Origin of the sequence: Cohnella kolymensis (assembly GCF_000829465.1) — a bacterium.
GTDB classification, from domain to species: domain Bacteria; phylum Bacillota; class Bacilli; order Paenibacillales; family Paenibacillaceae; genus Cohnella; species Cohnella kolymensis.
The window spans coordinates 47,757-71,417 of the sequence record NZ_JXAL01000012.1 but is presented as its reverse complement, the minus strand read 5'-3'; the positions used below and the strand labels follow the sequence as shown (position 1 = coordinate 71,417).

The window sequence follows — 23,661 nt, the reverse complement described above, 5'->3', positions numbered from 1 at the left end:
AATAACAACTATATGCACTTATTTATGCTGAAAATGTGATAAAAGCCATCGAAGGAGTGGAATAAGTGTAGTTTCGCAATAAATGCAAAAAACGACTTCGCTCGTCCGTAAGGATGGCGAAGTCGTTGTATTTACCTACCACGCGGGCTTGACCGGCCGCCGCCACCGCCGCCTCGCTTCGGTCCTGGCGAGCGGCCAAAGCTACTGCCCCCGCGCTGCTCCGGTTTGCGTCCCGGCTTTCCTGCCGGCGCACCTGGGCGGCCAAAGCCTCGTTCTGCCGACGCTTTCCTGCCGCCTGCGGCGCCTGAAGCTGCGGGTCCCCGAGCCGCCGGCCTGCGATCACCACCTGGAGCAGCTGCACCACGTTCACCGAAAGTGCGCCCGTTGGTGTCGCCATCCTGTTTGCGCTCACTCGTCCGCGCCGGCTTCGCTCTTCCGGCAGCATCACGGCTCTGCCCCCGATTCTGCCAAGCACCCGTTGCGGACCGGTTGCCCGGCTTTGCTTTACCCGCCGCTCCCCGGCCCCCGGCTCGAGCCGGTTTACCGGCACGCGGTTTATTAACGCCACCGCCGCGCGGGTTACCTTCTCCTGCGCCAAGAGTTTTGCCTTCCACGCTTCTGCGCTCCATGGCCTGCTGTATTCCATTCTCGATATCCGCAAGCTCCCGCCGGTCTTTAGGCGCGACCAGCGTAATCGCCAGTCCCGACTCTCCGGCTCGTCCGGTCCGTCCGATCCGGTGGATATAGCTGTCCACATCCTGCGGAATATCATAGTTAAATACGTGCGTTACGCCTTCAACGTCGAGCCCTCGTGCCGCTACATCCGTGGCCACTAACAGCTGCAGCTTGGCGTCGCGGAACTGCTTCATGACTTTTTCCCGTTTGGCCTGTGATAAATCGCCATGGAGCTCGTCCGACGCATAACCCAGTTCCTGCAGTGCTTGGTTCAACACAGCTGCCCGGCGCTTGGTGCGGCAGAAAATAATACTGAGATACGGCTGCGTAAGCTCCAGCAGATTAACCAAAGCCGTCTGCTTGTCGCGGTCCGACGTTTCCACGGCCCATTGGCGGATATCTTTGACCGTGACCCGCTCGCTCTTCACCGTTACCTGTTCGGGATTGCGCAAAATCCTGCCCGCCATTTCGCGAATAGAAGGCGGCACGGTTGCCGAGAAGAGCATCGTTTGCCGGTTTCCGGGCGTTTTGCGCAGGATTTCTTCCACCTCAGTGAGGAACCCCATATGCAGCATCTGATCGGCTTCATCCAATACGAGCATGGTAACGCCGGCCAGCGAGATCGTCTCCCTGCGCATATGATCAAGAAGCCGCCCCGGAGTTGCAATGACCATGTGGATACTGCCTTTTAACTTATATAATTGCGCTTCGACATCTTGCCCGCCGTAAACGGCCAATACTTTAATCGCATCCCGCGGCTCCAACAGCTTCTTGACTTCAGCTGTGATCTGCAGTGCCAACTCGCGCGTTGGTGTAATAATCAAGCCCTGAACATACGGGAGGTTCGGATCAATCTTATCCAGCATCGGCAGCACGAACGCAAGTGTCTTACCGGTACCTGTCTGTGCCTGGCTGATTACATCCCGGCCGCGCACGACGATGGGTATCGTCTCCGCCTGCACCGGTGTGGGGTCCGTGATCCCCGTAGCTTTCAGCATCTGCACCCGCTTCTCCGACACGCCTAAATCCGCAAAATCCGTCACATCAACCACTCCATCCTATTCCAACCCTAAGTCGGCCCGTAAGTGTATCCAATAATTTATCATTGACATCTATCGTACCACATCCGGCCATTCGACATGTACTATTGCAGATGCGCTCTCCAAATTTCCGGATAACAAATAAACCCACTCTCTTCCCGACACGGGATACAAGCGGGTGCGTCCACGTATAAAGCCGCCGGCTTCGCCCATCCTATTTCCTAGGGGAGGTGAGACAGCAATGGCCAAAGATGTTCTGTGCGAAGTGAACTCCTGTAAGTATTGGGCTGCCGGCGACAAATGTACGGCCAATTCGATCTACGTAGTGAACAATCGCAACAAGCAGGCCACCACCGCGGGCGAAACGGACTGCAAAACCTTCGAGTCGAAAATATAGGGGTTTTCGCTGAAGGGAGAGGCATCCTTCGGGATGCCTTTTGTTGTCTGCTTTTGTATGATTGCCCATAGTGAGAATTGTTATCACCTGAACTTTTCAACCTTTAACGCTGCCCGCCGTAAGGCCTTCGATAATTTTCTCCTGCAAGAAAGCGTACAGAATAAGTACAGGCGTCACGCTAAAGACGATCCCGGTACAGATGAGCGCGTAATTCGTTTGGTAGGCGTCCCTGAAGCCGACCATGCCCGTAGGCAAAGTTTTGAGGGCGTCTTTGCTTATAAAGAAGCTCGCCAGTAAGTATTCGTTCCAATTCCCCAGGAAGTTGATGATGAACACCGTGACCAGAGCCGGCACCGTGAGCGGCAGTACAATCCGGGTAAAAATGCCGGAAGCGCTGAGGCCATCCATAACTGCCGCCTCCTCGAGCTCCCCCGGTATGGCCTTCATGAATGCCGATATGAGAAGAACGCTGAACGGCAAAGCCCCCGCGGTGTAAGGGAGAAATAAAGCCCAATGCGTGTTCAAAATTTTCAAATCCATCATCAAAATATACTGTGCGATAAACAAAACGTTACCCGGAATAAGCATGCCAATCAGAACCGACTGAAAAATGATTTTGCTCGTTTTCGGGAATTTCATGCGGGTGATCGCAAATGCCGTGGCCGCCGCCAGCAGCACGCCGACAACGGCTGATGACAATGCCAAATACGCACTGTTAAAAAAGTACACGTCGATCTGCGCTTGAACCCATGCGTCGATATAGTTCTGGAAATGGAATTCCTTCGGAAAAGCGAACGGAGCCTGAGAAATTTCCACATTGCTTTCCTTAAGCGAGGAGAAAACGACAAATACAAAAGGGAATAAAATGATGCAGACGTACGCCAATAAAATGATATGAGGTATGGATTTCTTCAGCGCGACAGGCATCAATATTCAATCCTTTCCGTTTTGCCGAGAGTAAATTGATACAAGGCTGTCAACACCAGCGCGAACGCAAAAATGATGATCGCGAGTGCGGTACCGTAGCCGTATTCGCCGTATTTGATGGCTCGATTCACCATATAAGAGGCCATGACCTCCGTCGATCCCGCCGGACCGCCATTCGTCATGACCAACACGATATCGACAACTCGCATGGCACCGGCTATTGAGAGCATGACGACCACCGAAACGATCGGCTTGATTAAAGGCACCGTCAAATACCAGGCCCGCTGTACGGCATTCGCTCCATCGATGGCCGCTGCTTCGTCGATCTCTCTCGGTATCGCCAGGATTGCGGCCAGAATCAATACAATATAGAAGCCGATCCATTGCCAGGCGTTAGTCAGTAAAATAGCGAGCATCGCCCATCGGGGCTCTGCCAGCCAATAGATCGGCTCTAATCCGAACAGCGCCAAGAAATCGGTGATGGGACCGACATCCGGATCGTAGATAAAACCCCATAAGATGCCGATTACCGAAGTCGAGAGAATCGAAGGCATGAATACAGTCGTTTTGTAGAAGCCCTTCAACCGCTTTACATTGCTGATCAACAGCGCAAAAACGATAATGATAGGCACTTGTATGCCAACGGAGAACAGAATGAAATACATATTGTTGAGAATGGAATCTCTAAAGCTCGCATCCTTAAACGCGTTGGTGAAATTCTGCATCCCGATGAAATGGGTCTGATCAAGCCCGTTCCAATCCGTAAAGGCGTAGAAGACGGACGAGAACATGGGATACAAAAAGAAGAGCCCGTACAAAGCGATAGTCGGCACGATGAAAACAATATAAACAGCGGGATTTTTGAGCGTATGCTTCATGGTTCCTCCCCACTAGGAAAAGAAGGCACTCCCTGCCGCGCGGGGCGGGAGATGCCTCCTTGCCTGAACTTACCGGTTTTTATTTCGCGTTTTCAGCCTCTTGCACCTTTTGCAGCGCGTCGCCGACTTGCTGCGGCGTAGCCTTGCTTGCAATCAGTTTTTGAAGCTGGATTTCGGACTCTGTGTTCACCGCTTTCTGCACGACGGAGTCGAAGTGAACGAAGGAAGATCCTGCGCCTTTCATCGTTTCTATAACCTGCTTCACAAGCGGATCCGTCACTTTAGCAAGCGCTTCGTCCGAGAGCTTCATAGAGGGCAGAACCCCGTCCTCCAGCAAGCCGCGAAGCTGCATTTCATCGTTGTACAGATTCTTGATGAAAGCTTTAACGGCTTTCAGTTCGTTCTCATTCAAATCCGAGGAGAACCCGTAACCGTTGCCATAGTTCGCGTTGATGGAAGTCTGATCTCCTGCGGCATTCGCGATGGCCGGCAGTGCGACGAACGCGACTTTACCATTAAGCTTGCGGCTACTCCGTCCGCCTTGAAAGCGGAAGAGCGCCAGCTGCCGTCGAACATCATGCCTGCTTTACCGGCACCGAAATCGTTCAGCATGTCGTCATAGGTTTTACCCAGCTCGCCTTTCGTGAAATAGCCTTTTTTCACCCAATCTTGATACAGTGTATAACCCGCAACAGCCTCCGCCTGGTTCCACTTGAACGTGCCGTCCGTAAGCCCGTTAGGGAAGCCGTTCGCCGCATGACGGCCGACCAGCGTGTTAACAAGCATATTCGGTACCCATCCGGCTTGCGATGACATTGCGAAAGGCGTAATTCCTTTAGCTTTGAGCGTATCTGCGGCTTTGATCAGGTCATCCCAGGTGGCAGGAGGATTCAAGCCGTTCTGCTCGAAAATTTCCGTGTTGTAGAAGATGCCTTCCATATTGCCGCCGATAGGCAGTCCGTAGATTTTCCCGTCCAAGGTGAATTGTCCGAATACGTTCAGGAATTTGTCTTTGATGCCGAGCTCATCGAGGATCGGCGTGAGGTCAAGCAAACGACCCGCTTTCGCGTACTTCAGCGCGTCCGCGTTGCCTCCGAACAAGTCGAAGATTTTGGGAGGGTTGCCCGCAGCCATTTCCGCCGGCAGTTTCGTGAAGCGGTTAACGGCATCTTCTACCCCGTCCAGCTCGAATTTCAAGCCCGGCACTTCCGCTTCCGTTCTTTTAACAACTTCGTCCAGAATGGCTTTACGAAACTTCTGCGGTTCGCCGATTTGAATATGGCGAAGCGACACGGTGAACGGATCGACTTGCTCGCTGGGCGAAGCAGACGGCGTTTCGCTTGCCGGCGCGCTTGAAGATGCACCGGCTGACGACGAAGGCGATGAGCTGCTGTTGTTATTTCCGCCGCAAGCCGCCAGAACGGTAGTAAAGGCAATAAAGAGCGTCAGGATCATCATAAAATTTCTTTTCACTCGGAGACCTCCCACAACCAATTATTTGTTTGTTTCACATTCATTGTAAAATTAATTGTCGTAGAAGTAAGGGAGGCAAAGTCATAAAACAGGGATAAGATCATCTACCCCTTGTAAGATCCGATTGTTACCGGCTGCTTGGCTGTAGATTTATATTCGCCTGCAAGCACGCCGGCAAGCGCCGTGACCATGGCCGGCTTGTTCTCGTAACAGCAGATATAAATCGCAACGGCCGGTGCAACCACTAAATCGTACGGGGTTCTCATCGCGGCCAATACGAAATCATGGCTTGGGAATTCGGACAATTTTTGAATTAGCGCTGTTTGGCCTGATGAGAAAGCGGCATCATAAGACGCGAACAGAATCCTTGTGCAGCCTTCGGCTAATGAGATTACAGCCTCAGCCTCTTGAGGAGTCGGCTCAATTCCGATTCTTATCTCTTCTATATCAAAGCCGAGTCTTGTAAGTGCTGCACCCAGCGTCCATTCCTGAGCAATGACTTCCACGACTTCCGTGCCCGCGCGCGGTTCCGTCCAGACGACGAGAGTCTTCCCACCCCGTGACAAAGGCAGCTTCTCTTCTCCTTTAACCACGGTAACCGCCGCTTCACATAATTTGCGAAGCACTTCTTCGGCTCTGTTTTTGTCAGTGACCGGATGCGAGATTTGAAACAATCCCTTTTGCATTTTCAAATTCCATATCCGACGCGCAGCTTCATCAATGCGGGACTCCGGAATTTCCCCTGCCATCACCGCCTCCATGACCGCTTCCAACGCCGCGATCTGACGGTCCAGCCGATGGCTGACCAATATCAAATCCGCGCCTGCTTTCACCGCTTCCACGGACCCGCGCGCCACGCCGATCGTCTCGGAGATTGCATTCATCTCCAGGCAATCCGTCACAATAACTCCTTGAAAGCCCAGCTGCCGCCGCAGCAATCCTGTCAAAATCCGCCGCGACAAAGTGGCTGGAATGCCGCTTGGCTCGAATGCGGGAAACATCACGTGAGCGGTCATGATCGCGTCAACGCCTTGTTCGATTGTGGCACGAAAAGGAACGAGCTCGACCTCGTCCAGCCGGTCCGCTGCATGCGGTACCGATGGAAGTTCATGATGGGAGTCAGACGCCGTGTCGCCATGTCCGGGAAAGTGTTTGGTGACTGCGATGACTCCGCCCTCCCTGTAGCCTTGGATAGCTGCCGTTCCCAGCAACGAAACATGCTCGGGATTTTCACCGTAAGAACGCACACCGATCACCGGGTTTTTCGGATTGTTGTTAACATCAAGGCAAGGGGCGAAATTCATATTAATTCCGATGTCCCGAAGCTCCGCTCCGGACCATCGCGCCGCTTCCCGGGTCAGCTCAGGATCCGCCGCCGCACCTTGCGCCATGGCTCCCGGCATCACCGTGACTCCCTCCTCCAGCCGGACGACCATCCCTCCTTCTTGATCGATGGCGAGGAACAGAGGAATCTCCGACTCCCGCTGCAGCGCGTCACATAAAGCTGATACCTGAGAGGCATTCGTTAAATTTCGACGGAAAAAGATCACGCCGCCAAGGTGTAATCTTTAATAAGCTGCAGCAGACCTTCCGTCGGCTCGGTACCGTCAAAACCGCACATGAACAGCTGTCCTATCTTTTCCTTTAAGCTAAGCTGCTCGAAAGTTGTGCCGGTTTCCATTAAATCGATTCCTCCCTTGGCTCCCACACCGGCATCTCCGGCCGCGCCGCTTGGATCTGATGACGTTCGCGGAATTCAGACGGAAGCATGCCGGTATATTTGCTGAAAACTCGTGTGAAATACCGGCGCTCGGCGTAACCGACCATCTGGCCGATCTCCGTAACGGTTTTATAGCTTAACGCCAGAAGAGATTTAGCCATCTCTATCCTTTGCTTAGTCACATATTCCACGAACGTCTCGCCAAAATGCTGCTTGAACAGCAAGCTGAAATAGCTGCCGCTGATGCCGAGGTAATCGGCCAACGCGTCGATACTGAGCTCGGCTGCCAGATTCCGTTCAATGTAGTCCTTAGTGGACAGCATCAGGACATCGCTTGTTTTTTTTCTTCATGACGCTGTCCATCGACTGGTCCACAAGCCGGTTAATGACGGTGAGCGTTTCCCGGATGCCCGGGTTCCGGTCGATCCGGCGCCATACGGCCGCCTCCTCTTCCCGGTTCATGACTTCCATCGCCCTCATTTCACGCAGCAGATGGATGCAGAGATAATGCAGAATCGGAGCCACTCGTTCGAAGGACGTTTCCGGGAGCTGCCGAAAGCTGTCGTTCAATGCCTTAATCGCGTTTTCGGTGCGGCGCCGATCGCATCTTTTGAGTCCGGTCACCATCTCTTCGATCCGGTCCCACAATAGCTCGGAAGTGTCAGCTCCCTCCTTAATCTTTTCAGGGACGATGACTCCCTCGTTCGACACCGACGACAAATTTAGCGACCGCTGCAAGCTTTTATACGTCCCGGCCAGACGCTGCGTGGAGACAGGGGCCGGCTCCACGGCGACGCGAATGCTAAGCTTCAAATAACTCTCAACCGCATGACGCAAGCTTTCTCCCCAATGCATGCATTGCTCCAGGTCAAATAGGTCCGGCTCCATTGTCTCAATAAGCACGCACCACTCGCCGCTTCGGATCTGCAGCACGGAATGGGGAAGGCCGAAAGACACCAGTTTTTCCTGCAAAATATTGTGAATGGCAAAATTCCATACCTTCCGTTCATTCTCTTCCCATGCCCGCTCTCTCTTGGAGTAGTCGGCGACGTCAACGAGCATCATCGCATAAATGAGGTTTTCCCCGTCCATCTCATGAAGCTTTAGAAACGGCTTGGTCGAGCCGCCTCCAACATCCACAAGCCGGTCGTACAACACCTTTTCGTAAGCGAGATGAAAAACCTCACTCCACTCCTGCTGCATCGATTGCTGCTCCAGGCTTCTTTCCCTGATCCCTTCAGCGAGGCGGCCGATTGTGGCGGACAGCTCGTCGTAATCTATCGGTTTCAAAATGTAGTCTTTCACTTCATACCGGATGACTGAGCGCACGTAGCTGAAATCCTGGTAACCGGTCATCATGATCACTTCCGCATCTCCATCGAACTGCCGCAAAGCATGCAGAAACTCAATGCCATCCATTACCGGCATCCGGATATCGCACAAGATCAAATGAGGGTGATACTCGCGAGTGAGCCGCAATGCTTGCTCCCCGTTCCGCGCAGTTCCGATCAGTTCCAGCCCGAGGCTTTCCCAAGGCACGACATTCTGCAGGTTTTTTAGTATGTTGACTTCGTCGTCAACTAGCAGCGCCTTCAGCTTCATTCGTCTCACTCCCCGCCGCTTTCGGTATTAAGCATTTGATCACGGTGCCGTGCCCCGGGGCGCTGCACACCGTAAGTCCGTAGCCCGATCCGTAATGAATGCGCAGTCTGTCGGACACGTTGGCTACACCGAGTCCCCGCCTTTCGCCGGTTTCGGGAGTTTCCTCATGCATCTGCTCCAGAGAGATCATTGCTCTTCCGGTCAGCTTCGCCAACGTGGAATCCGCCATGCCGATCCCGTTATCCTCCACGAAGAAAGCGATGTTGTGCGCTTCCTGCCGTGCCCAGACGCGGATACGGCCCAAATAATCGATCCCTTCAAAACCATGCTGCATGCTGTTCTCGACCAGCGGCTGCAGCGTTAATTTCAGAATGGGTTCGGTTAATAACGGTTCAGGAACATCGATCTCATACTCGAACAAATCCTCGAACCGGTACTTTTGAATGTCGAGGTAGCTTTTTAAATGCTCCAGTTCCTGTTCGATGCGGATTTCTTCTTTCTGCTGGATGCTGATTCGCAAAATATTGGCCAGCCGCTGCACCATCTTGCTCACTTTCCGGCCTTCGTTCTGGACGGCGAGTATGTTGATCGATTCCAAGGCGTTAAACAGGAAATGCGGTTTGATCTGGGCCTGCAGCAGCATCATCTCCGCCCTCCGCTTTCGACGCTGCTCCTGCTTTACATCGTCGAGAAGCTCGGAGACGCGGGTGACGAGGCTGTTGAATCCGCGCGCCAGGCTTGTTGTTTCATCGTTGCCTAGAACAGGTACCCTAGTCGTTAGATCTCCCATTTCCACACGGCGCATCGCTTTCACAACTCTGACGATAAAAGTGACCGTACGGCGAACGAACATCAAGTTAAACACGAGGGCAAGAGCCAGCGAAACGGCGGTAATGACGACCATCCAGCGGAGCACGGCGGCCATATCCCCGGCCAAATACTGCCAAGAGGTTACGGTAACCAGCTTCCAATCTCCGACACCCAGTCGTTCCAATTCCAAGTCTTGAACAGAGACAAGGCTTTTGGTCCCATCAAAGGATAACGTCTCGCTTTGAAATTTAGCCAGCTTTAGATTCAGACCTTTCTTTATATCCACATACTGTGAGAGATTTCCTCCCTCCGAAAGGCCTTTATTATCGAAAATAACATTACCGTCGCTTGTCACAATGAGGTAACGTCGGTCCAAAATTGCCTTGGCTGCGGTAAAAGCTGAAAATGCGGTCCAATTCGTTCATCTGAAAACGGGTCACGAGAATGCCTTTGCTCGTAAGCGTATCGATGTCGAGCAGCACACGGATTTGCGTAAACAGGTTGTTGCTGCCGGCCAGTCTGGTATCTTCATTAGGGCCTATCCATACCGGCGCGCCGTTTTTTCTGAGTACCTCGGGAAAAATGCTGTTTCGTTGCAAGTCCTCAAGCGAGGGCGGATTGTCTTTCGTGAATTGTACGCCGACCCGCCTGCCGTCATTGCGGTATAAAGTAACGGACTGAATGCCGGGATAGGTGAGCAGCACTTTCTGGCGCAGCTTCTCTTTCTCCAGCAGCTCGTCGTATAAGGGGGTGCCGGTAACGGTGTTATCGACCGGTTGGCCGACCGAATCCATCGACTGCTCGACCGTTTCGACGCTGTCCTCCGTAGTCACCCAGAAATCGGAGAAATAGTTGGCTTCCTTGATCATGTTGTGGATATTCCGGCCGATGGCTTTGAGGGTTAGTTCCGTTTGATCCGCATATTTTTCCTGGGTGACATTTTGGAACAACAAATAAGAGACGCTGCCCAGAACGATCAGAGGCGCAAGGATAAAGGCGAAAAAAGCGGCGAGCATTCGTTTGCTGAGGCTCATCGATCGGCTCCCGTCCTCTCGTGCAAGTTATCTCGATTATATCAGGAGGCGATGGTAAAAAGTTCTAAACCTGTATGCCGGTCATCCTTATTATAAAGAGTTCGTTATAGACGGATAAGATAACATTTCAATTATGCAGGGATAAAAATAAACTATAGAGAAAACATACGGAACAAGAGAGGGGTTATCCAGATGAATTGGGCGCGCATCATTGCTGAGGAAAGAATCCGTGAAGCCCAGCGCGAAGGGGCATTCGACAACTTGCCGGGCGCGGGGAAGCCGCTGCCTCCCGACGATCTCGAAGGTGTGCCGGAAGATCTCCGAATGGGTTATCGCATGCTGAAAAATGCCGCTGCACTCCCAGAGGAGATGCAGCTCCGTAAAGATATGGTGAGCCTGCAGGAGCTGCTGCGCAGCTGCCGGGATGACGACGAGAAAGCGAAGTTGAACGCCGAAATGAACGCCAAACAGCTCCGTTACCGCATGTTGATGGATCAGCGCGGCTGGAACTCTTCGGACTCTTTTATCGAATATGAATCGAGAATACAGGAGAAGCTCGCCGAACCGGGCAAGGACCCTCAAAAATAAAGGGAGAACCGCGATACACCGCAGTTCTCCCTTTATCCGTACTATGCGCCGATTCCTATCGCTGTGCCCTGTTGCAGCTGATACATCGCATAGTATTTGCCGCGCTGTTCCATCAGCTCATCGTGATTGCCTCGCTCTACGATCTGCCCGCGGTCGAGCACGAGAATCTGATCCGCCGCACGGATTGTCGAAAGCCGGTGAGCGATCACGAAAGTCGTGCGCCCCCGCTTCAGCACATCCAGCGCCTGCTGGATAATCGCTTCCGTCTCGGTGTCGATGCTGGCCGTTGCTTCATCTAGAATCAGAATGGCCGGATCGAATGCCAGAGCCCGAGCGAACGAGATCAGCTGCCGCTGTCCTGCAGACAAGGTGCTGCCCTTCTCAATAACCGGTTCGTCCAGACCATCTGGAAGCTGCAAGAACATGTCATAAGCCCCGACATCGCGCAGCGCCTTCTCCACCTTTTCCCGGGAAATGGACGGATCATCCAGGCTGACGTTAGAAGCGATCGTACCCGTGAACAGGAACGGGTCTTGCAGCACAATGCCCATATGCTGCCGCAGCTGCTGTTTCGGAATATCGCGCACATCAATGCCATCCACTGAAATGACACCGCGCTCCACATCGTAGAAACGGAACAATAAGTTCAGAATCGAGCTTTTGCCCGAACCGGTGTGACCCACTAAGGCTACCGTCTGTCCTTGCTTGGCATGGAAACTTATATTCTTCAAGACATCCTCGCCCGGTTTGTAGCCGAATGATACGGATTCGAATACGACATCGCCTTTATAGCGCGGCATTCTGCTGTCCGATACTTCAATCCCCGGCTCATCCAGAAGACCAAACACGCGCTCAGCCGATACACGCGCTGTTTCAAGATTCGCAAGCTGGTTGACCATACCCACCATAGGATTCATCATTCGGTTGATGTAATCGATGAATGCGTACAGAACGCCGACTGTGATCGCCGAGCCGAGCCAGCCCCCCGCGAACATCCATATCACCGTTAGAAAAATCACGTTCCGGAACACGTTCAGCAGATTGTGCGAGGTGATTGAATTCAGGCTGAGCAGCTTGTTCTGATATTTGAAATATTCATCATTTAACTCGCCGAACTCGGCCATCGTTTCTTTTTCCTTGCGGAAAGCTTGGATAATCGGCATTCCCTGGATCGATTCGTTAATGATGGCGTTAATATCGCTCAGTCGGTTACGAATGACATGGTTGTAGTTAGCCGCGAATTTGCGGTAAACGATAATCCAGACATACAGAATCGGAAGAAGCGGCACCGCGAACCAAGCCAACCTTGCATCCAGCACGAACAACGCTCCGGCAATCGCCGTTATATAAATGATTCCCGAGAAAAAATTCGCCAGAACGGTTACGTACAGCTCACGGATGGATTCCGTATCGTTCGTAACCCTGGACACCACTTTGCCGGCAGGCAGATTGTCAAAATATTGCACCGGCAGCCTCTGTATGTGCCGGAACACGTCATTGCGCATTTTCCGGATAATCCGGTTCGCGGATACCTGAAGCAGATATCTCTGCCCATAAGCCAGCACGGCCCCGATCAGCAGCAGCCCGACATAGCTGATTGCAAGCGTGATGAGACTGCGGAACTCGGGTTTGTAAAAGGCATAAACCTCACCATTACTCAGCTGTTCGGCCGGAAATTTTCTCGCGGTGCCGTCCTCCAAAGTAACCGTCAACTGACCGTTGCTAAAGGTTTGTTTGCCGGAATCAGGCACACCCGCCGCATTGACGAAATAATAGCTGCGGCCTGACTGGAGAACGCGGACCTCGCGCCCCTTCTCCTCACCTGACGACCAATGATCGGATCTTTTGTACAGACTGCCGTCATAAGGCACCGCATAGGTCTCTTCTTGCTGGGTCTCATACCAAGGCTTGGAGATGCCCAAGATATTCGTATCGATCATCCGCTTGCCAAGGAAAGGGCCGACCAATTCCACACCGACGGCCAGTGCCAGCAGCACGAGCGCAAGCAGAATCGGCCTCTTAAATTGCCACGCGTATTGAAATAATCTATTACCGTTATTACCCATGTAAATTCACCTTCGTTTCTTTCCGTTCTTGTTGTTGCGATTAAGCTTCCACAACCGATGCCAATTGCTGCCGGTCATACTGTTCCTTATACCAGCCCGCATTCCGGATCAGCTCCTCGTGTGTGCCTTCTTCAACAACGCGTCCTTCATCGAGCACGATGATCCAGTCCGCATGCTGCACTGCCGAAAGGCGATGCGTTGTAATGAGAGTGGTCTTTCCCGCGCGTTCGCTGCGGATCCCCTCCAGAATTTCCGTTTCCGTCTTGGCGTCTACGGCCGACAACGCATCATCGAGCATCAGAATTTCCGGATCGGCGATGACCGCTCGGGCGATGCTGACACGCTGCTTCTGACCCCCGGAGAGAGCCACGCCTTTCTCGCCTACGAGCGTTTCCAGTCCATCCGGAAGGAAAGCTACGTCCTTGCGGAATGACGCTAACTCCAAAGCCCGATTCAACCTCTGTTCGTCTATGTTATCATCCGAACTGCCGAACCAGATGTTTTGACGAATCGTTTTACTGAATAAAATCGGCTGCTGCGGCACATATCCGATCCAGCTGCGTAAACGATCCAGCTCCAGATCTGTCAACGGCACACCACCGGCTTTAATGCTTCCTTCGCCCATCGGATATTCCCGCAGCAGCTGCTTGAGCAGCGTTGTTTTCCCGCTTCCGGTACGACCGACGATGCCGAGCGTCTGCCCCCGCTTTAATGTAACCGATACCTCAACCAAGTTATCGATCGTGGAGGACGGATAACGGAATGTTACCGAGTCGAACTCAATGGATTCCGGCACTTCGACCAGCACTGGTGTCTGTGCATCCTTCACATCGGGCTTGACGCCAAGCGTCTCATTGATGCGGTCGAGCGAAGCGTTGCCCCGCTGCATAATGTTGATCAATTCTCCGATTGCGAACATCGGCCAGATGAGCATCCCGAGGTACATGTTAAAGGCGACCAAATCCCCGAGTGTAAGCTCATTCGTGAACACAAGCGCCGCACCGTAACATAACCCGACCAAATAACTGATTCCGACCAAAATTTTGATCGTAGGCTCGAACATGGCGTCAATTTTTGCGACCGCCACGTTTTTGTCAAATACTTCGTCCGTCATCTTACTGAAGCGATCGCGGTCCGCTTCTTCCTGCACGAAGGCCCGTATTACGCGAACCCCCGATACTGACTCCAGCACTTGATCATTCAAGTTACCGAAAGAATCCTGGGATTTCATAAACCGTGCATGAATCTTTTTACCGTAATGCTTCATAAGCAGAGCCATGATCGGCAGAGGCAGCATCGCAGCAAGTGTGAGCTTCCAGTTGATGAAGACCGCCATTACTGTGACGATGGTGAGCATGAACAGGGTGGAATCGATGAGTGTCAAAATTCCAAATCCTGCCGTCATCGAAACAGCCCGCAAATCGTTAGTCGCCCTGGCCATCAAATCTCCTGTGCGGTTGCGTTCATAGAATGTCGGCGTCATTTTCAGAAGATGGCGCATCAATCGGGATCGAAGCAGCCTCTCCAGCACGAACGCACCCCCGAACAATTGGTACAGCCAGATGTAAGTCAGGCCGTATCCAACGACAGTCAGCGCGCCCCAGTAGACCAGCAGCTCTGTCAGCTTGCCGCCGGTCAGCGTCCCTTGGTGGATCCCGTCAATGGCAACGCCGATGAGCTTGGGCGGGATCACATCCAGGATTCCGACGATCGTTAGCAGCACGATCGCAACCGTGTACCTTTTCCAATGCATCGCAAAAAACCAGCTTAATTTCTTCAACACGATAAACATATCTCTCTCTGCACATCCTTCCCATGAGGAACAAAAAAGGCATACCGCCGTAAGCGATACGCCTCACCGGATTGCCCCAGCAATCCGCTGTTCGCATAAGGAGTCAGCCCGATTAACTACACAGCCTGCTTCCGTATGCGATAATAAAAGGCGCACGATTACGCAACCGTAACCATGCGCCTCATTACGAAAAGTTCTTCGTAATGATCAGTGCGCGAGAGGGTTACGTCCATAGCGAGTGTCCATTCCGTCAATAAACCGCAATGCAGTATCATGTGGTCCGTATCGCATTTTCGTAACCCCCCTTTCCGTTCATCAAAGTTATATCAGTCACTTTACCATCGTCCCCCAAAAACTGTCAACGGGGTTTTTGTTATTTTTATGTACATTTTACAAAAGTATTTACCTCGCCAAGAACGTACGAAGCTTTTAGTTGTCGGAAAAGCGGGTAAAAGATGAGTAAACCTATTTTCAGGTTATGAAAGGAGATGGCGGAGAATGTGGTTCATCGTCACTTATTTCGTCATCGTCATATTAGTCATCGAGATCGCGACCGTGCTCATGCGTGCGACCGGTCTGGATTACGATATCTCCCGTTTTCAGGTCGTGTCCATGCTCACCAGCACCGGATTTACGACCAAGGAATCGGAACTGATTCTTGGTCATCCTCTCCGGCGCCGGCTGGGCATATTTCTCATTCTGTTCGGCATCTTTTCGTTTGCCGTCATCATCTCCTCGATCAGCAGCATTCTCGTTCCCGATTTCCGCATTTCCTATCTGTCGATTATTCCGATCGTCCTTGCTGTGCTGCTCTATTGTCTGCGGATCCCGAGCGTAGAATCGTTCCTTGTCGCGAAATTCAAACAAAATCTGGAGCAGAAGTTCGACGTTCATGAATTACCGATCGCGGAGGTTATGCTGCTGTCGGATACGGATACATTCATCGACATACCGATCGGCAAGGAATCCGGGCTAATCGGACAAACACTCGAGAAAAGCTGCGACAAGGATGGAGATATCAATCTTCTCTTCATTAAGCGCGGTACGGAAACCGTGCGCAGAGAACGGCTTCAGACCAAGCTGGAGCCGGGCGATCTGCTGTACGTCTATGGCGATCAGCTAGAAATTCAGCGGCTTTTCGCTAGGGAAATCAAAGAAAAAGAAACTCTATTGCTGAAAGATGAGAAAAAAGGTCTTTCCATGATGGGAGGCGGTTGATATGTTCGTGCCGGCCGGACAAGATCCAACCGTACGCGAAGCGAAATTTCAGTTTATTTTTCCGTTCTCCTTGGAACAGCATTGCTTGAATGAGCTGCGCGAAGTGTTATTGCAGGATGACTTCATCCCGTTTCAATTGGGAGATTTAGCGCTGGAAGATTCGTTCTACGGCCCGCATAACCGAGCTTCACATAGAGATTTAGAGCGTTATTATCTGCCTTTTACGAATCCTATCTTATTTCCCGACAGCAATGATCCTGAAGCTTTTCGCAGGTTGTCGAAATCTATGAATATCAGGGCAGAGTTAAAAAGTAAGCAGATTCAGGTCAAATTTACCGTTCACTCCATTGACGTCTTTCTATGCCCTTTCGACACAGGCTTTCTCACGGTGCGAGTAGAGATGGACTGCGGCGGGGATTCGACATACGGACAAGCATTGGAGTTTGCGGATCGAATGCGGCATCTTCAGGATATCAATAAGCTCGATCGCAATACGTATGTGCTCCAAGACGAGACCAAGTTCGAGGAAGTGGAGGATTTCGTTTTCCAGGTGCTCGCGCCTCATCTGCCGGCCTTTTTGGACCGGACGCCCATGGAAGGCACTCACTTTGAGAAACTTCCTTTCTTCATGGACGAGCGAATGTTTGTCATGGCTTTCTTTGCCTTTTCCGAAGACGAGGAAATTACGCTGACCCACCGTTACCGCGCAGCCCGGATGGACGGTCTGGATCTTCAGGGCAATGCGCGAGTCGGGGCAAGCCATCCGCCTTATATGGAGGACTATTGCCGACGCTTCGGGTATGACCGATGGGCACCGAATACGTATTACCTGACCGATGAAGGCTGCTTCAGCTGCCTCACCCGGGAAACGCCGGAAACGGCCAGACTTCTGGCCAATCAAATGTACGGCGAGTATTACTATGGATTACTTCTCAATCTATTCCACCGTATCGTTCTGCTGAAATTGTCGCTTTCCTACTCCCGTGTGCAGCTCGAACGCAAGCAGGAACAGACGGATGACCTGATCCGCGACATTACTTCTTTCTCCGCGAAATATTATTTTGTCGAGATCGTCTCTCAGACCCAAGGCCGTGAACTATTCACCCAGATCCGCTCCGTCTATGGCAATGACAAGCTGTTTGAGGACGTTAAGCAGACGCTCAATGACTTGTACCAGTATCAGGAGAACCGTGCGGCAAAGCAGTCCAGCTACTTGCTAACCATTCTTACCATCTATACGGTCATCAGCGGGATTTACGGAATGAACCAGGTCATTGAAGATTTTAAGGGAGATTTTTCGTGGACTGTGGTACGGGAATATTCCCTCTTTCAGTGGATCGCGCTTGTTGTCACATTTTCCGGTCTAACAGTCGCATTTCTGCTTGTTCTGAACGTCATGTGGAAATGGACCCGTGACTTTATACGCCGACAACAGAGTTAACGCGAGCAGGTCTCCGGAATCAAATTCTATAGATCTAGACTTAACCTTATCATATCCTTGCACTGAATTCCGTTTTCATAGATCTCATCTGGTGCCTTGTAAAAAAAGTCTCGGTCGATACCAATGATACGAAAGCCGCATTTCTGATACAAAAGAAGCTGATTCACGCTTGAATTGCCTGTGCCGATTTCAATGGTTTTAATATTGTGTGCTTTGGCTTCTTGAATTGCATGCATGACAAGTTTCTTTCCGATTCCTCTGCCTTGGCAATCTTCCACACTGCAATGTTAACAATTTCAATAGTCTCTGGACGAGTTCTTAGTAATACAAATACGCCGATGATTCCATCGGTGTTAGAAGCTATGTAGCATTGACCTGTTGTCTGAGCTCCCTAACTTACTTAAAGTTCACCCTCGAAACTCTTTTTTAGCTGAACAATACTCGAATAATGATGCCGGCTGTGATCAGCAATATGCCATATTCCCCATCGAATGGTGGAAGAGTTTCCGTTCTCAAAAGGGACAACCTTATCCAAGTCAGCGTCTGATAGTTTTTTACAGACTTCTCTGAACATATCTTGTATCTGTTCATATTCTTCAAGGAGTACATGTAGAGGAACGTTCCTAACAGAAGGTAGTTTACCTTCCTCGTCGTACATGGGTCCAAATTTGCCTGTTAGTTCTGACGGGACTTCGGAGGATTGCAATCGATAAACCCAATGAAGGTCAACCACAGCTAGATGTCTGAGCAACTGGGCAATACTATTCAGTTCGTTGTTCGGACCTTTATAATCAATCTGATCTTGGGTTAATCCGATAACCAGGCGATTCAGTCGTTGATAATTATAAGTAACCATGGAATGTAATAACCCTACGGTAGGACTCATCTCAGCATCAGGTTCTAAATCAAATAGCTTCAACGGAAGTTCCTCCTTACGTTTCGAATTACTTCACAGCCTCTTTCTAGAATCATGTAGCATTCAATTGTTTGCCACTATATTGTTTAGTCTATTTAGCTGTCTTTCCAGCACGTCTATTTCACTGCGCCATTCAAAGATAGGCCCTGTGCCCCCGTATTCCAAAGTCACAACTACAGGAGTTGTGAGTGCTAAACTCTTCTCTAACAGGTTATAATCCGTTTCCTGCATCTCTAGATGTCTGTCTCGAAAATACCCGCGTTCCGGATCCATTCCCGGGCCGCAAACATGGATTTCTCGAACACGATTCAGGGGCATAGCTTCTAAATACTGATCAACTTCTTCTCCTCTATGACAGGCAGCTACCCTTAAATGCGCCAAGTCTAGCATTAAACCGATATCCGCCTCATTGCAGATTCTTGTTATCACTTCGGGATCTGTAGCACAGCGGAACGTGCCACGGAAACCATAATAAGGAACATTTTCGATTAATAAATCTGCTTCTAATTCTTTCTTCCACCTCAGGACCACATGGAGCATTCTATCGATAATCTCTTCATCTGTAACTTCATCCGCATCCCAATCTTCTTTCTTAGCCAACAAGTGTAAAGCGATATGAGGCGATTTGCATGCCTTGATCTGTTTATTTATTTCGTCAAAATCAATATCCTCAAAATCACGTTTGCTAGCATGAGGCAATGTATGCAGAAGCTGCGGACAAAATGGGCTCGAAATGGCATGCTCCGTCCAAACCGTGTCCCTCAAGGAGAGTTTGATCCAATCCACTCTGGACCTGCCCGTCTCCAATAAGCGAATTAACTCGGGAGAGTAATTACAACCCAACTGGACATGGCAATTCATCCTTTCTTTATTTGCCTCTCCACTCATCCTTCAGCAATCCATAGACGACATGATCATAATAACGATCGTTGTTATAGTCCACTTGTCTTAAAATGCCTTCTTGTTTGAAGCCTAATCGGATCGGGATCGCGCTGCTTCTTACATTGTCGGTCCTTGCTCTGATCTCTATTTTATTTAAACCCAAGGTTTCAAATGCGTAGTTCAATAATTCTCTACAACAAGTTGTGACAATCCCTAAACCTTGGTACTCCGAGCTGATCCAGTATCCGATAGAGGATAATTTACTATTCCAGTTGATTTCATGAATACTGATATTTCCGATGTATTTATTTTCGTAGAAAATTCCTGTCGAAACACCATTGTTATGAGCAAATCGGCGAAGTTCATTCTCAATGAATGTTTTTGTATGCTCAGCATTCTTTGTATTAGGCACCCAAGGAAACCATTCGGAAAGATAGCCTCGATTCATTTCAATTACTTCATAAACAGCTTCTGCATGGCGGGCTTCGAGCAATCGGAGCTCGAGTTTCTCATTGATAATATGTTTAAAAATGATTGTCACCCCTTCTTCTCTGCATAATTTGAACAGCGTTCTTGTAAAGCTCATAGTCCATGTTAAAACGATTTGTTATCCAATCCTGCAACTCTTCTGCATTCAGATTTTGTTCAATTTTCTCATCCGTAAAATGTTGTTTCAATGTGCTGTTAGTTATGGAGGTAGGTATACCGTCAACATATCCATAAACCATAATATCTTTGAGCACAGGGGACGTACTCCAATTGTTTGAGTTCTTGATTTTCGGCAACATGTCGTCAAGTAATACTGGGTCAGGATTTAAGGTTTTAGTAGGACCTGGAGTTCTAATGATTTTTATTTCATCATTTGAAACGATGTATTCAAAAGTCTCCCGGTTGTCTTTGGCCACAAACGATTCATACATAGGATAAGCCTTGAACAACGGGGCGCAGAAACCAAGATCTACGTAATATGGTTGATCTATATTCACGCCTAAACATAAATGGCCGGAGTCCATATACAGATAATGAACATCATACCCGAGCTGCTTTAGCAGCCAATAAATCCGATAGCTATCGTCCAGCAAGTACCGCCATATCCGTGTTTAATGATTCGGTTAAAGTACTCTTCGATGGGCGGTATGAAATCGTTAGTTAAATACCCGCGCTCATAGTCCAATATTTTGGTGAGGTTTTCCCATCTAACTTTCAGTTGATGACTTTTAATAAGATCGTTCAAGAAGATAATATCATTGTCTCTTTTTGACACCTGTAAATAATCTAGAAATGCATCAACGATGGCATTGGCGTTCATATGAATTAGCCCCTTATTCACTATGAGTCACTTGTATTTCTTTCCGTATGCCGTCCGGAGTAATATCAAGCATCCATACCTCGTTATTATCTCCTTTATAAAAGTACGAGAACATAATGACTTTACTCTTCACCACATTGATATACAGTTGATATTGTATGCTGCCATTTTTGATTTCATCATGCGCTACGCTTTGTATATCAGGCTTACACTCAAAACCATCCTTCGTTTTATCGTAGATCCATACATCGCTGCCATCCCCATAACCGCGAAATGCCTCTTGTCCAAAAACCTGCCGGACCAGCCATGACCCTCAGCGTGCATGAAATGATTAGCAAATTACATGTTCAATAAAAATATACATATCAATACCATTAGGATTCCTGCTATTACGCTTGCATGTCCTAATTTAGTGTCCGAGCTGATGCCTAGTACAATTGCAATGATTGAATCAACCATAGATAAAAAAAGTAATGGTAGTGACTGAATAATATAACTGATAAAAAGGATGTGTAAACTGAATATACTAAGTATTACCGCTACTATAGCTCTCATGGAGCTGTTATGACTGCTTTCGTTCTTCACTATTACCCTCCATTCAATTTGATTTGTTAATCAACATTCAATCTCAGATCACAGGAAGGACAAACTATTGCATTACTCCTCACTGTGAATCCACACCCTGGGCAGGTCTCATTAACAACAACTTCAGAGTTTGTTTCCTGCATACCGGTTTGTTCACTTTCTCTTCGTTGACTTTCTGCCTGATTTTGAAAATACTTTAACTGTTGACTAATTTGTGTAAGTCTCTTGGTCAATGCTGAACCATCGATTGCTGACTGAATAATAGCATGCAAAATAAAGAAAAAAATGAATGTGAGAATGAGCCAAATTATTATGGATTGTATGACGTCCATCTCCCTAGATTTTTTTATTTATTTCAATCTTCCATTGTCATTCATCAAATTCATTCCAATTCCTTTTTATTTGCTCAAAGCTGCCTTTTAATGATTCACCAAATTCCGCAACAATTAAATAGAGGATTCCCGCAATTAATGACAGCACACTGAGGATCAGCGGTCCATTTCCAATGTAATTTAACATCGCTTTAAATAATGAACTGTCCCATGAGGAAACGTTAGATCCGAAAATAGCTGCAGTAATATATCGAACTCCATACAAAAAAGCAGCGATACAAATAAACAACATCCCCACTGTTCTTCTCTGCATCAAATTAATCCTCCTAAAACCCGCTATTGTTTATCTATAAAAGCTCTCTTCGCTTTTAAGTTCGCTCGATTCACTAGAATTACCTGCTTTTTCCTGTCCAATGCAAACAAAAAGAGACAACTGCAGAACAGTTGTCTCCGATGCTTCCATTACCTCTAGACCACAAGCACTTCTGCCGGCTTACCGCACAAATCGCAGTGCGCGGGCGGCTCCCACGCCGAGAAGGTCGTTGTATGTAAATCAACGAGATCCGGCGCATCCTCGTATTCATCCACGAATTTGTCGATCGCGAGCTCTACATGCTCACGGCATACACAGTACAAGCCCTTGTTCTCTTCTATTGCTCTTCATCCTTCTTTTCCGTGAGCTCCAGCTCAACCGTCTCTTTTTTACCGTCACGATAGTATGTTACTTCCAACGATTCCCCAATCTTTTTGTGATTATACAAATACTTGCGTAAATCCATTGTCGTCCCGATCGGTTTGCCGTCCAATTCCACGATCACATCATTCAATTTCAACCCGGCTTCCAGCGCAGGACCGACAGCCTCCAGTACGAGAACGCCTTCCTTAACATCTTCCGGCAGGTTCAGATCATCCGGCTCCGCCTGGTCTCCACCCTCTTCTGTACCCGGTGCAGACGCACCATCCAAGTAGGAAGCCAAGTCCATCGAATAAACCCCGAGATATGGCCTTGTCACCTTGCCATGTTCCATTAAGGCATCAATGACCGGCATCGCGTCATCAACCGGAATGGCAAACCCAATGCCTTCCACGCCCATCTCCGCCAATTTCATGCTGTTGATTCCGACCAGCCTGCCGTTCAAATCCACCAATGCCCCGCCGCTGTTACCCTGATTGATCGCAGCGTCCGTCTGGATGACTTCCTGCTCCCAATCATAATTCCCATCTTGGTTAAGAGATATCGGAATAATCCGATGTGTAGAGGATATGATGCCCTGCGTTGACGAGTCGAAGAAACCGAGCGGGTTACCGATCGCAATGACCATCTCGCCCACGCGCAGCTTCTCGGAGTTACCTATGTCAACCACGGTGTCTATTCCCTCATCGTCGACCGAGAGCACAGCAAGATCGGTGATCGTGTCTTTGCCGACGATCTTAGCTTCTTTTTTATCGCCATTCATCAGAACGGCTTGAACTTTTACAGCATCCTGGATCACATGGGCATTCGTGATAATGAAAGCTTCGCCATCTTTCTTTTGAAAAATGACACCCGACCCCAAGCTGGCATTTTCGGGGATTTCACCGCTGTTCGGCAACATGTCCTCTTCCTTAGGCATCTTAACTTGTTCAGTCAAATTGATAATACTGACGACGGCCGGGCGCACTTTCGCGGAGGCGGAGATCATCCTTTCTGAAGTCTCCACCAGCGTCTCTCCTCCGGCGAACGCGGCTTTGCTGCCGGACCCGGATGCTCCTGTACGGTTCAGAGCCAGGAACAGAGCGACCACAAGCAAGGAGCTGACGAGGGAGGAAATGAAAGCTACTCGGAACATCGGCCCTTTAAAAATACCCCTGGAGCGCCTCGATCCGGTTCTCGCGCCTTTAAGGGAGCGTCTGGTTACCCGTGTAGAGAAGAAATCATCGTCGAAAAAGCTCATGGCCAAGCACCATCCTTCTATTAGGGCTCCTGCTCCCATTCC

General features: G+C 49.7%; 23 protein-coding genes and 2 pseudogenes. 4 read left to right on the top strand and 21 right to left on the bottom strand.

Annotated features, from left to right (window positions below; translation table 11 throughout):
* Positions 1 to 131: 131 nt before the first annotated feature.
* Entirely contained in the window at positions 132 to 1,718 is a 1,587-nt protein-coding gene (locus SD71_RS08650; RefSeq protein ID WP_326998726.1) for a DEAD/DEAH box helicase, read from the bottom strand.
* 238 nt (positions 1,719 to 1,956) lie between these two features.
* On the opposite strand from SD71_RS08650, the gene SD71_RS22990 reads away from it, so the two are divergent.
* Entirely contained in the window at positions 1,957 to 2,112 is a 156-nt protein-coding gene (locus tag SD71_RS22990; RefSeq protein ID WP_082034134.1) for a DUF1540 domain-containing protein, read from the top strand.
* Between the two features lie 96 nt (positions 2,113 to 2,208).
* Here the strand turns inward: SD71_RS22990 and SD71_RS08645 are convergent, their stop codons facing one another.
* The 10 genes from SD71_RS08645 to SD71_RS24800 form a co-directional block, all read right to left on the bottom strand.
* Positions 2,209 to 3,039 carry a carbohydrate ABC transporter permease gene (locus SD71_RS08645; protein ID WP_041062033.1) on the bottom strand — a complete coding sequence of 277 codons (831 nt, stop codon included), beginning with the start codon at positions 3,037 to 3,039 and terminating at the stop codon, positions 2,209 to 2,211.
* A complete protein-coding gene (locus tag SD71_RS08640) occupies positions 3,039 to 3,917 on the bottom strand; it encodes a carbohydrate ABC transporter permease (protein WP_041062032.1) in 879 nt (292 codons plus the stop codon). Before SD71_RS08640 ends, SD71_RS08645 begins: the two co-directional genes overlap by 1 nt.
* Positions 3,918 to 3,996: 79 nt before the next feature.
* Complete coding sequence (locus SD71_RS22130; RefSeq protein ID WP_052476092.1) at positions 3,997 to 4,329, bottom strand: type 2 periplasmic-binding domain-containing protein; 333 nt, start codon at positions 4,327 to 4,329, stop codon at positions 3,997 to 3,999.
* A complete protein-coding gene (locus SD71_RS08635) occupies positions 4,326 to 5,390 on the bottom strand; it encodes an ABC transporter substrate-binding protein (RefSeq protein WP_052476091.1) in 1,065 nt (354 codons plus the stop codon). Before SD71_RS08635 ends, SD71_RS22130 begins: the two co-directional genes overlap by 4 nt.
* Before the next feature lie 104 nt (positions 5,391 to 5,494).
* Positions 5,495 to 6,940, bottom strand: coding sequence for a beta-N-acetylhexosaminidase (nagZ, locus tag SD71_RS08630; RefSeq protein WP_326998725.1), 1,446 nt, complete (start codon positions 6,938 to 6,940; stop codon positions 5,495 to 5,497).
* Positions 6,937 to 7,071 (bottom strand): hypothetical protein, encoded by a 135-nt coding sequence (locus SD71_RS25865; protein WP_326998724.1) that lies wholly within the window; start codon positions 7,069 to 7,071, stop codon positions 6,937 to 6,939. The genes nagZ and SD71_RS25865 overlap by 4 nt, the downstream gene beginning before the upstream one ends.
* Positions 7,071 to 7,433 carry a helix-turn-helix transcriptional regulator gene (locus SD71_RS22125; RefSeq protein WP_052476090.1) on the bottom strand — a complete coding sequence of 121 codons (363 nt, stop codon included), beginning with the start codon at positions 7,431 to 7,433 and terminating at the stop codon, positions 7,071 to 7,073. Before SD71_RS22125 ends, SD71_RS25865 begins: the two co-directional genes overlap by 1 nt.
* Entirely contained in the window at positions 7,420 to 8,712 is a 1,293-nt protein-coding gene (locus SD71_RS08625) for a response regulator (RefSeq protein WP_052476089.1), read from the bottom strand. Before SD71_RS08625 ends, SD71_RS22125 begins: the two co-directional genes overlap by 14 nt.
* Entirely contained in the window at positions 8,687 to 9,808 is a 1,122-nt protein-coding gene (locus SD71_RS24805; protein ID WP_052476088.1) for a sensor histidine kinase, read from the bottom strand. The genes SD71_RS08625 and SD71_RS24805 overlap by 26 nt, the downstream gene beginning before the upstream one ends.
* A gap of 52 nt (positions 9,809 to 9,860) precedes the next feature.
* Positions 9,861 to 10,556: a cache domain-containing protein gene (locus SD71_RS24800; protein ID WP_052476087.1), complete on the bottom strand. Its 696-nt coding sequence runs from the start codon at positions 10,554 to 10,556 to the stop codon at positions 9,861 to 9,863.
* 192 nt (positions 10,557 to 10,748) lie between these two features.
* Between SD71_RS24800 and SD71_RS08615 the strand changes: the two genes are divergently transcribed.
* Complete coding sequence (locus tag SD71_RS08615; protein WP_041062031.1) at positions 10,749 to 11,144, top strand: DnaJ family domain-containing protein; 396 nt, start codon at positions 10,749 to 10,751, stop codon at positions 11,142 to 11,144.
* 41 nt (positions 11,145 to 11,185) lie between these two features.
* Here the strand turns inward: SD71_RS08615 and SD71_RS08610 are convergent, their stop codons facing one another.
* Together SD71_RS08610 and SD71_RS08605 are read right to left on the bottom strand one after the other, a co-directional pair.
* A complete protein-coding gene (locus tag SD71_RS08610; RefSeq protein ID WP_041062030.1) occupies positions 11,186 to 13,210 on the bottom strand; it encodes an ABC transporter ATP-binding protein in 2,025 nt (674 codons plus the stop codon).
* A gap of 40 nt (positions 13,211 to 13,250) precedes the next feature.
* Positions 13,251 to 15,002 (bottom strand): ABC transporter ATP-binding protein, encoded by a 1,752-nt coding sequence (locus SD71_RS08605; protein WP_041062029.1) that lies wholly within the window; start codon positions 15,000 to 15,002, stop codon positions 13,251 to 13,253.
* A 498-nt stretch (positions 15,003 to 15,500) separates the two neighbouring features.
* Here SD71_RS08605 and SD71_RS08600 point away from each other — a divergent pair, with 498 nt between their 5' ends.
* Both SD71_RS08600 and SD71_RS08595 read left to right on the top strand, forming a co-directional pair.
* Positions 15,501 to 16,220: a TrkA C-terminal domain-containing protein gene (locus tag SD71_RS08600; protein ID WP_041062028.1), complete on the top strand. Its 720-nt coding sequence runs from the start codon at positions 15,501 to 15,503 to the stop codon at positions 16,218 to 16,220.
* Position 16,221: 1 nt separating this feature from the next.
* Entirely contained in the window at positions 16,222 to 17,661 is a 1,440-nt protein-coding gene (locus SD71_RS08595; RefSeq protein ID WP_041062027.1) for a magnesium transporter CorA family protein, read from the top strand.
* Between the two features lie 26 nt (positions 17,662 to 17,687).
* Here the strand turns inward: SD71_RS08595 and SD71_RS08590 are convergent.
* The 8 genes and pseudogenes from SD71_RS08590 to SD71_RS08550 form a co-directional block, all read right to left on the bottom strand.
* Positions 17,688 to 18,037 (bottom strand): annotated as a pseudogene (locus SD71_RS08590) (GNAT family N-acetyltransferase); the annotation flags it as partial.
* A 24-nt stretch (positions 18,038 to 18,061) separates the two neighbouring features.
* Positions 18,062 to 18,580 carry a DinB family protein gene (locus tag SD71_RS08585; protein WP_235427041.1) on the bottom strand — a complete coding sequence of 173 codons (519 nt, stop codon included), beginning with the start codon at positions 18,578 to 18,580 and terminating at the stop codon, positions 18,062 to 18,064.
* Positions 18,581 to 18,640: 60 nt separating this feature from the next.
* Entirely contained in the window at positions 18,641 to 19,363 is a 723-nt protein-coding gene (locus SD71_RS08580; protein ID WP_161793361.1) for a multinuclear nonheme iron-dependent oxidase, read from the bottom strand.
* A gap of 82 nt (positions 19,364 to 19,445) precedes the next feature.
* Positions 19,446 to 20,000: a GNAT family N-acetyltransferase gene (locus SD71_RS08575; RefSeq protein ID WP_235427040.1), complete on the bottom strand. Its 555-nt coding sequence runs from the start codon at positions 19,998 to 20,000 to the stop codon at positions 19,446 to 19,448.
* A pseudogene (locus tag SD71_RS08570) lies at positions 19,984 to 20,768 on the bottom strand (arylamine N-acetyltransferase). Before SD71_RS08570 ends, SD71_RS08575 begins: the two are co-directional and overlap by 17 nt.
* Positions 20,769 to 21,722: 954 nt before the next feature.
* Entirely contained in the window at positions 21,723 to 21,998 is a 276-nt protein-coding gene (locus SD71_RS08555; protein ID WP_041062023.1) for a hypothetical protein, read from the bottom strand.
* Between the two features lie 155 nt (positions 21,999 to 22,153).
* A complete protein-coding gene (locus SD71_RS22980) occupies positions 22,154 to 22,321 on the bottom strand; it encodes a CxxH/CxxC protein (RefSeq protein WP_082034132.1) in 168 nt (55 codons plus the stop codon).
* Positions 22,322 to 22,335: 14 nt separating this feature from the next.
* The gene (locus SD71_RS08550; RefSeq protein ID WP_041062050.1) at positions 22,336 to 23,619 is read right to left on the bottom strand and encodes a S1C family serine protease; all 1,284 of its coding nucleotides are present in this window, start codon (positions 23,617 to 23,619) and stop codon (positions 22,336 to 22,338) included.
* Positions 23,620 to 23,661 lie beyond the last annotated feature (42 nt).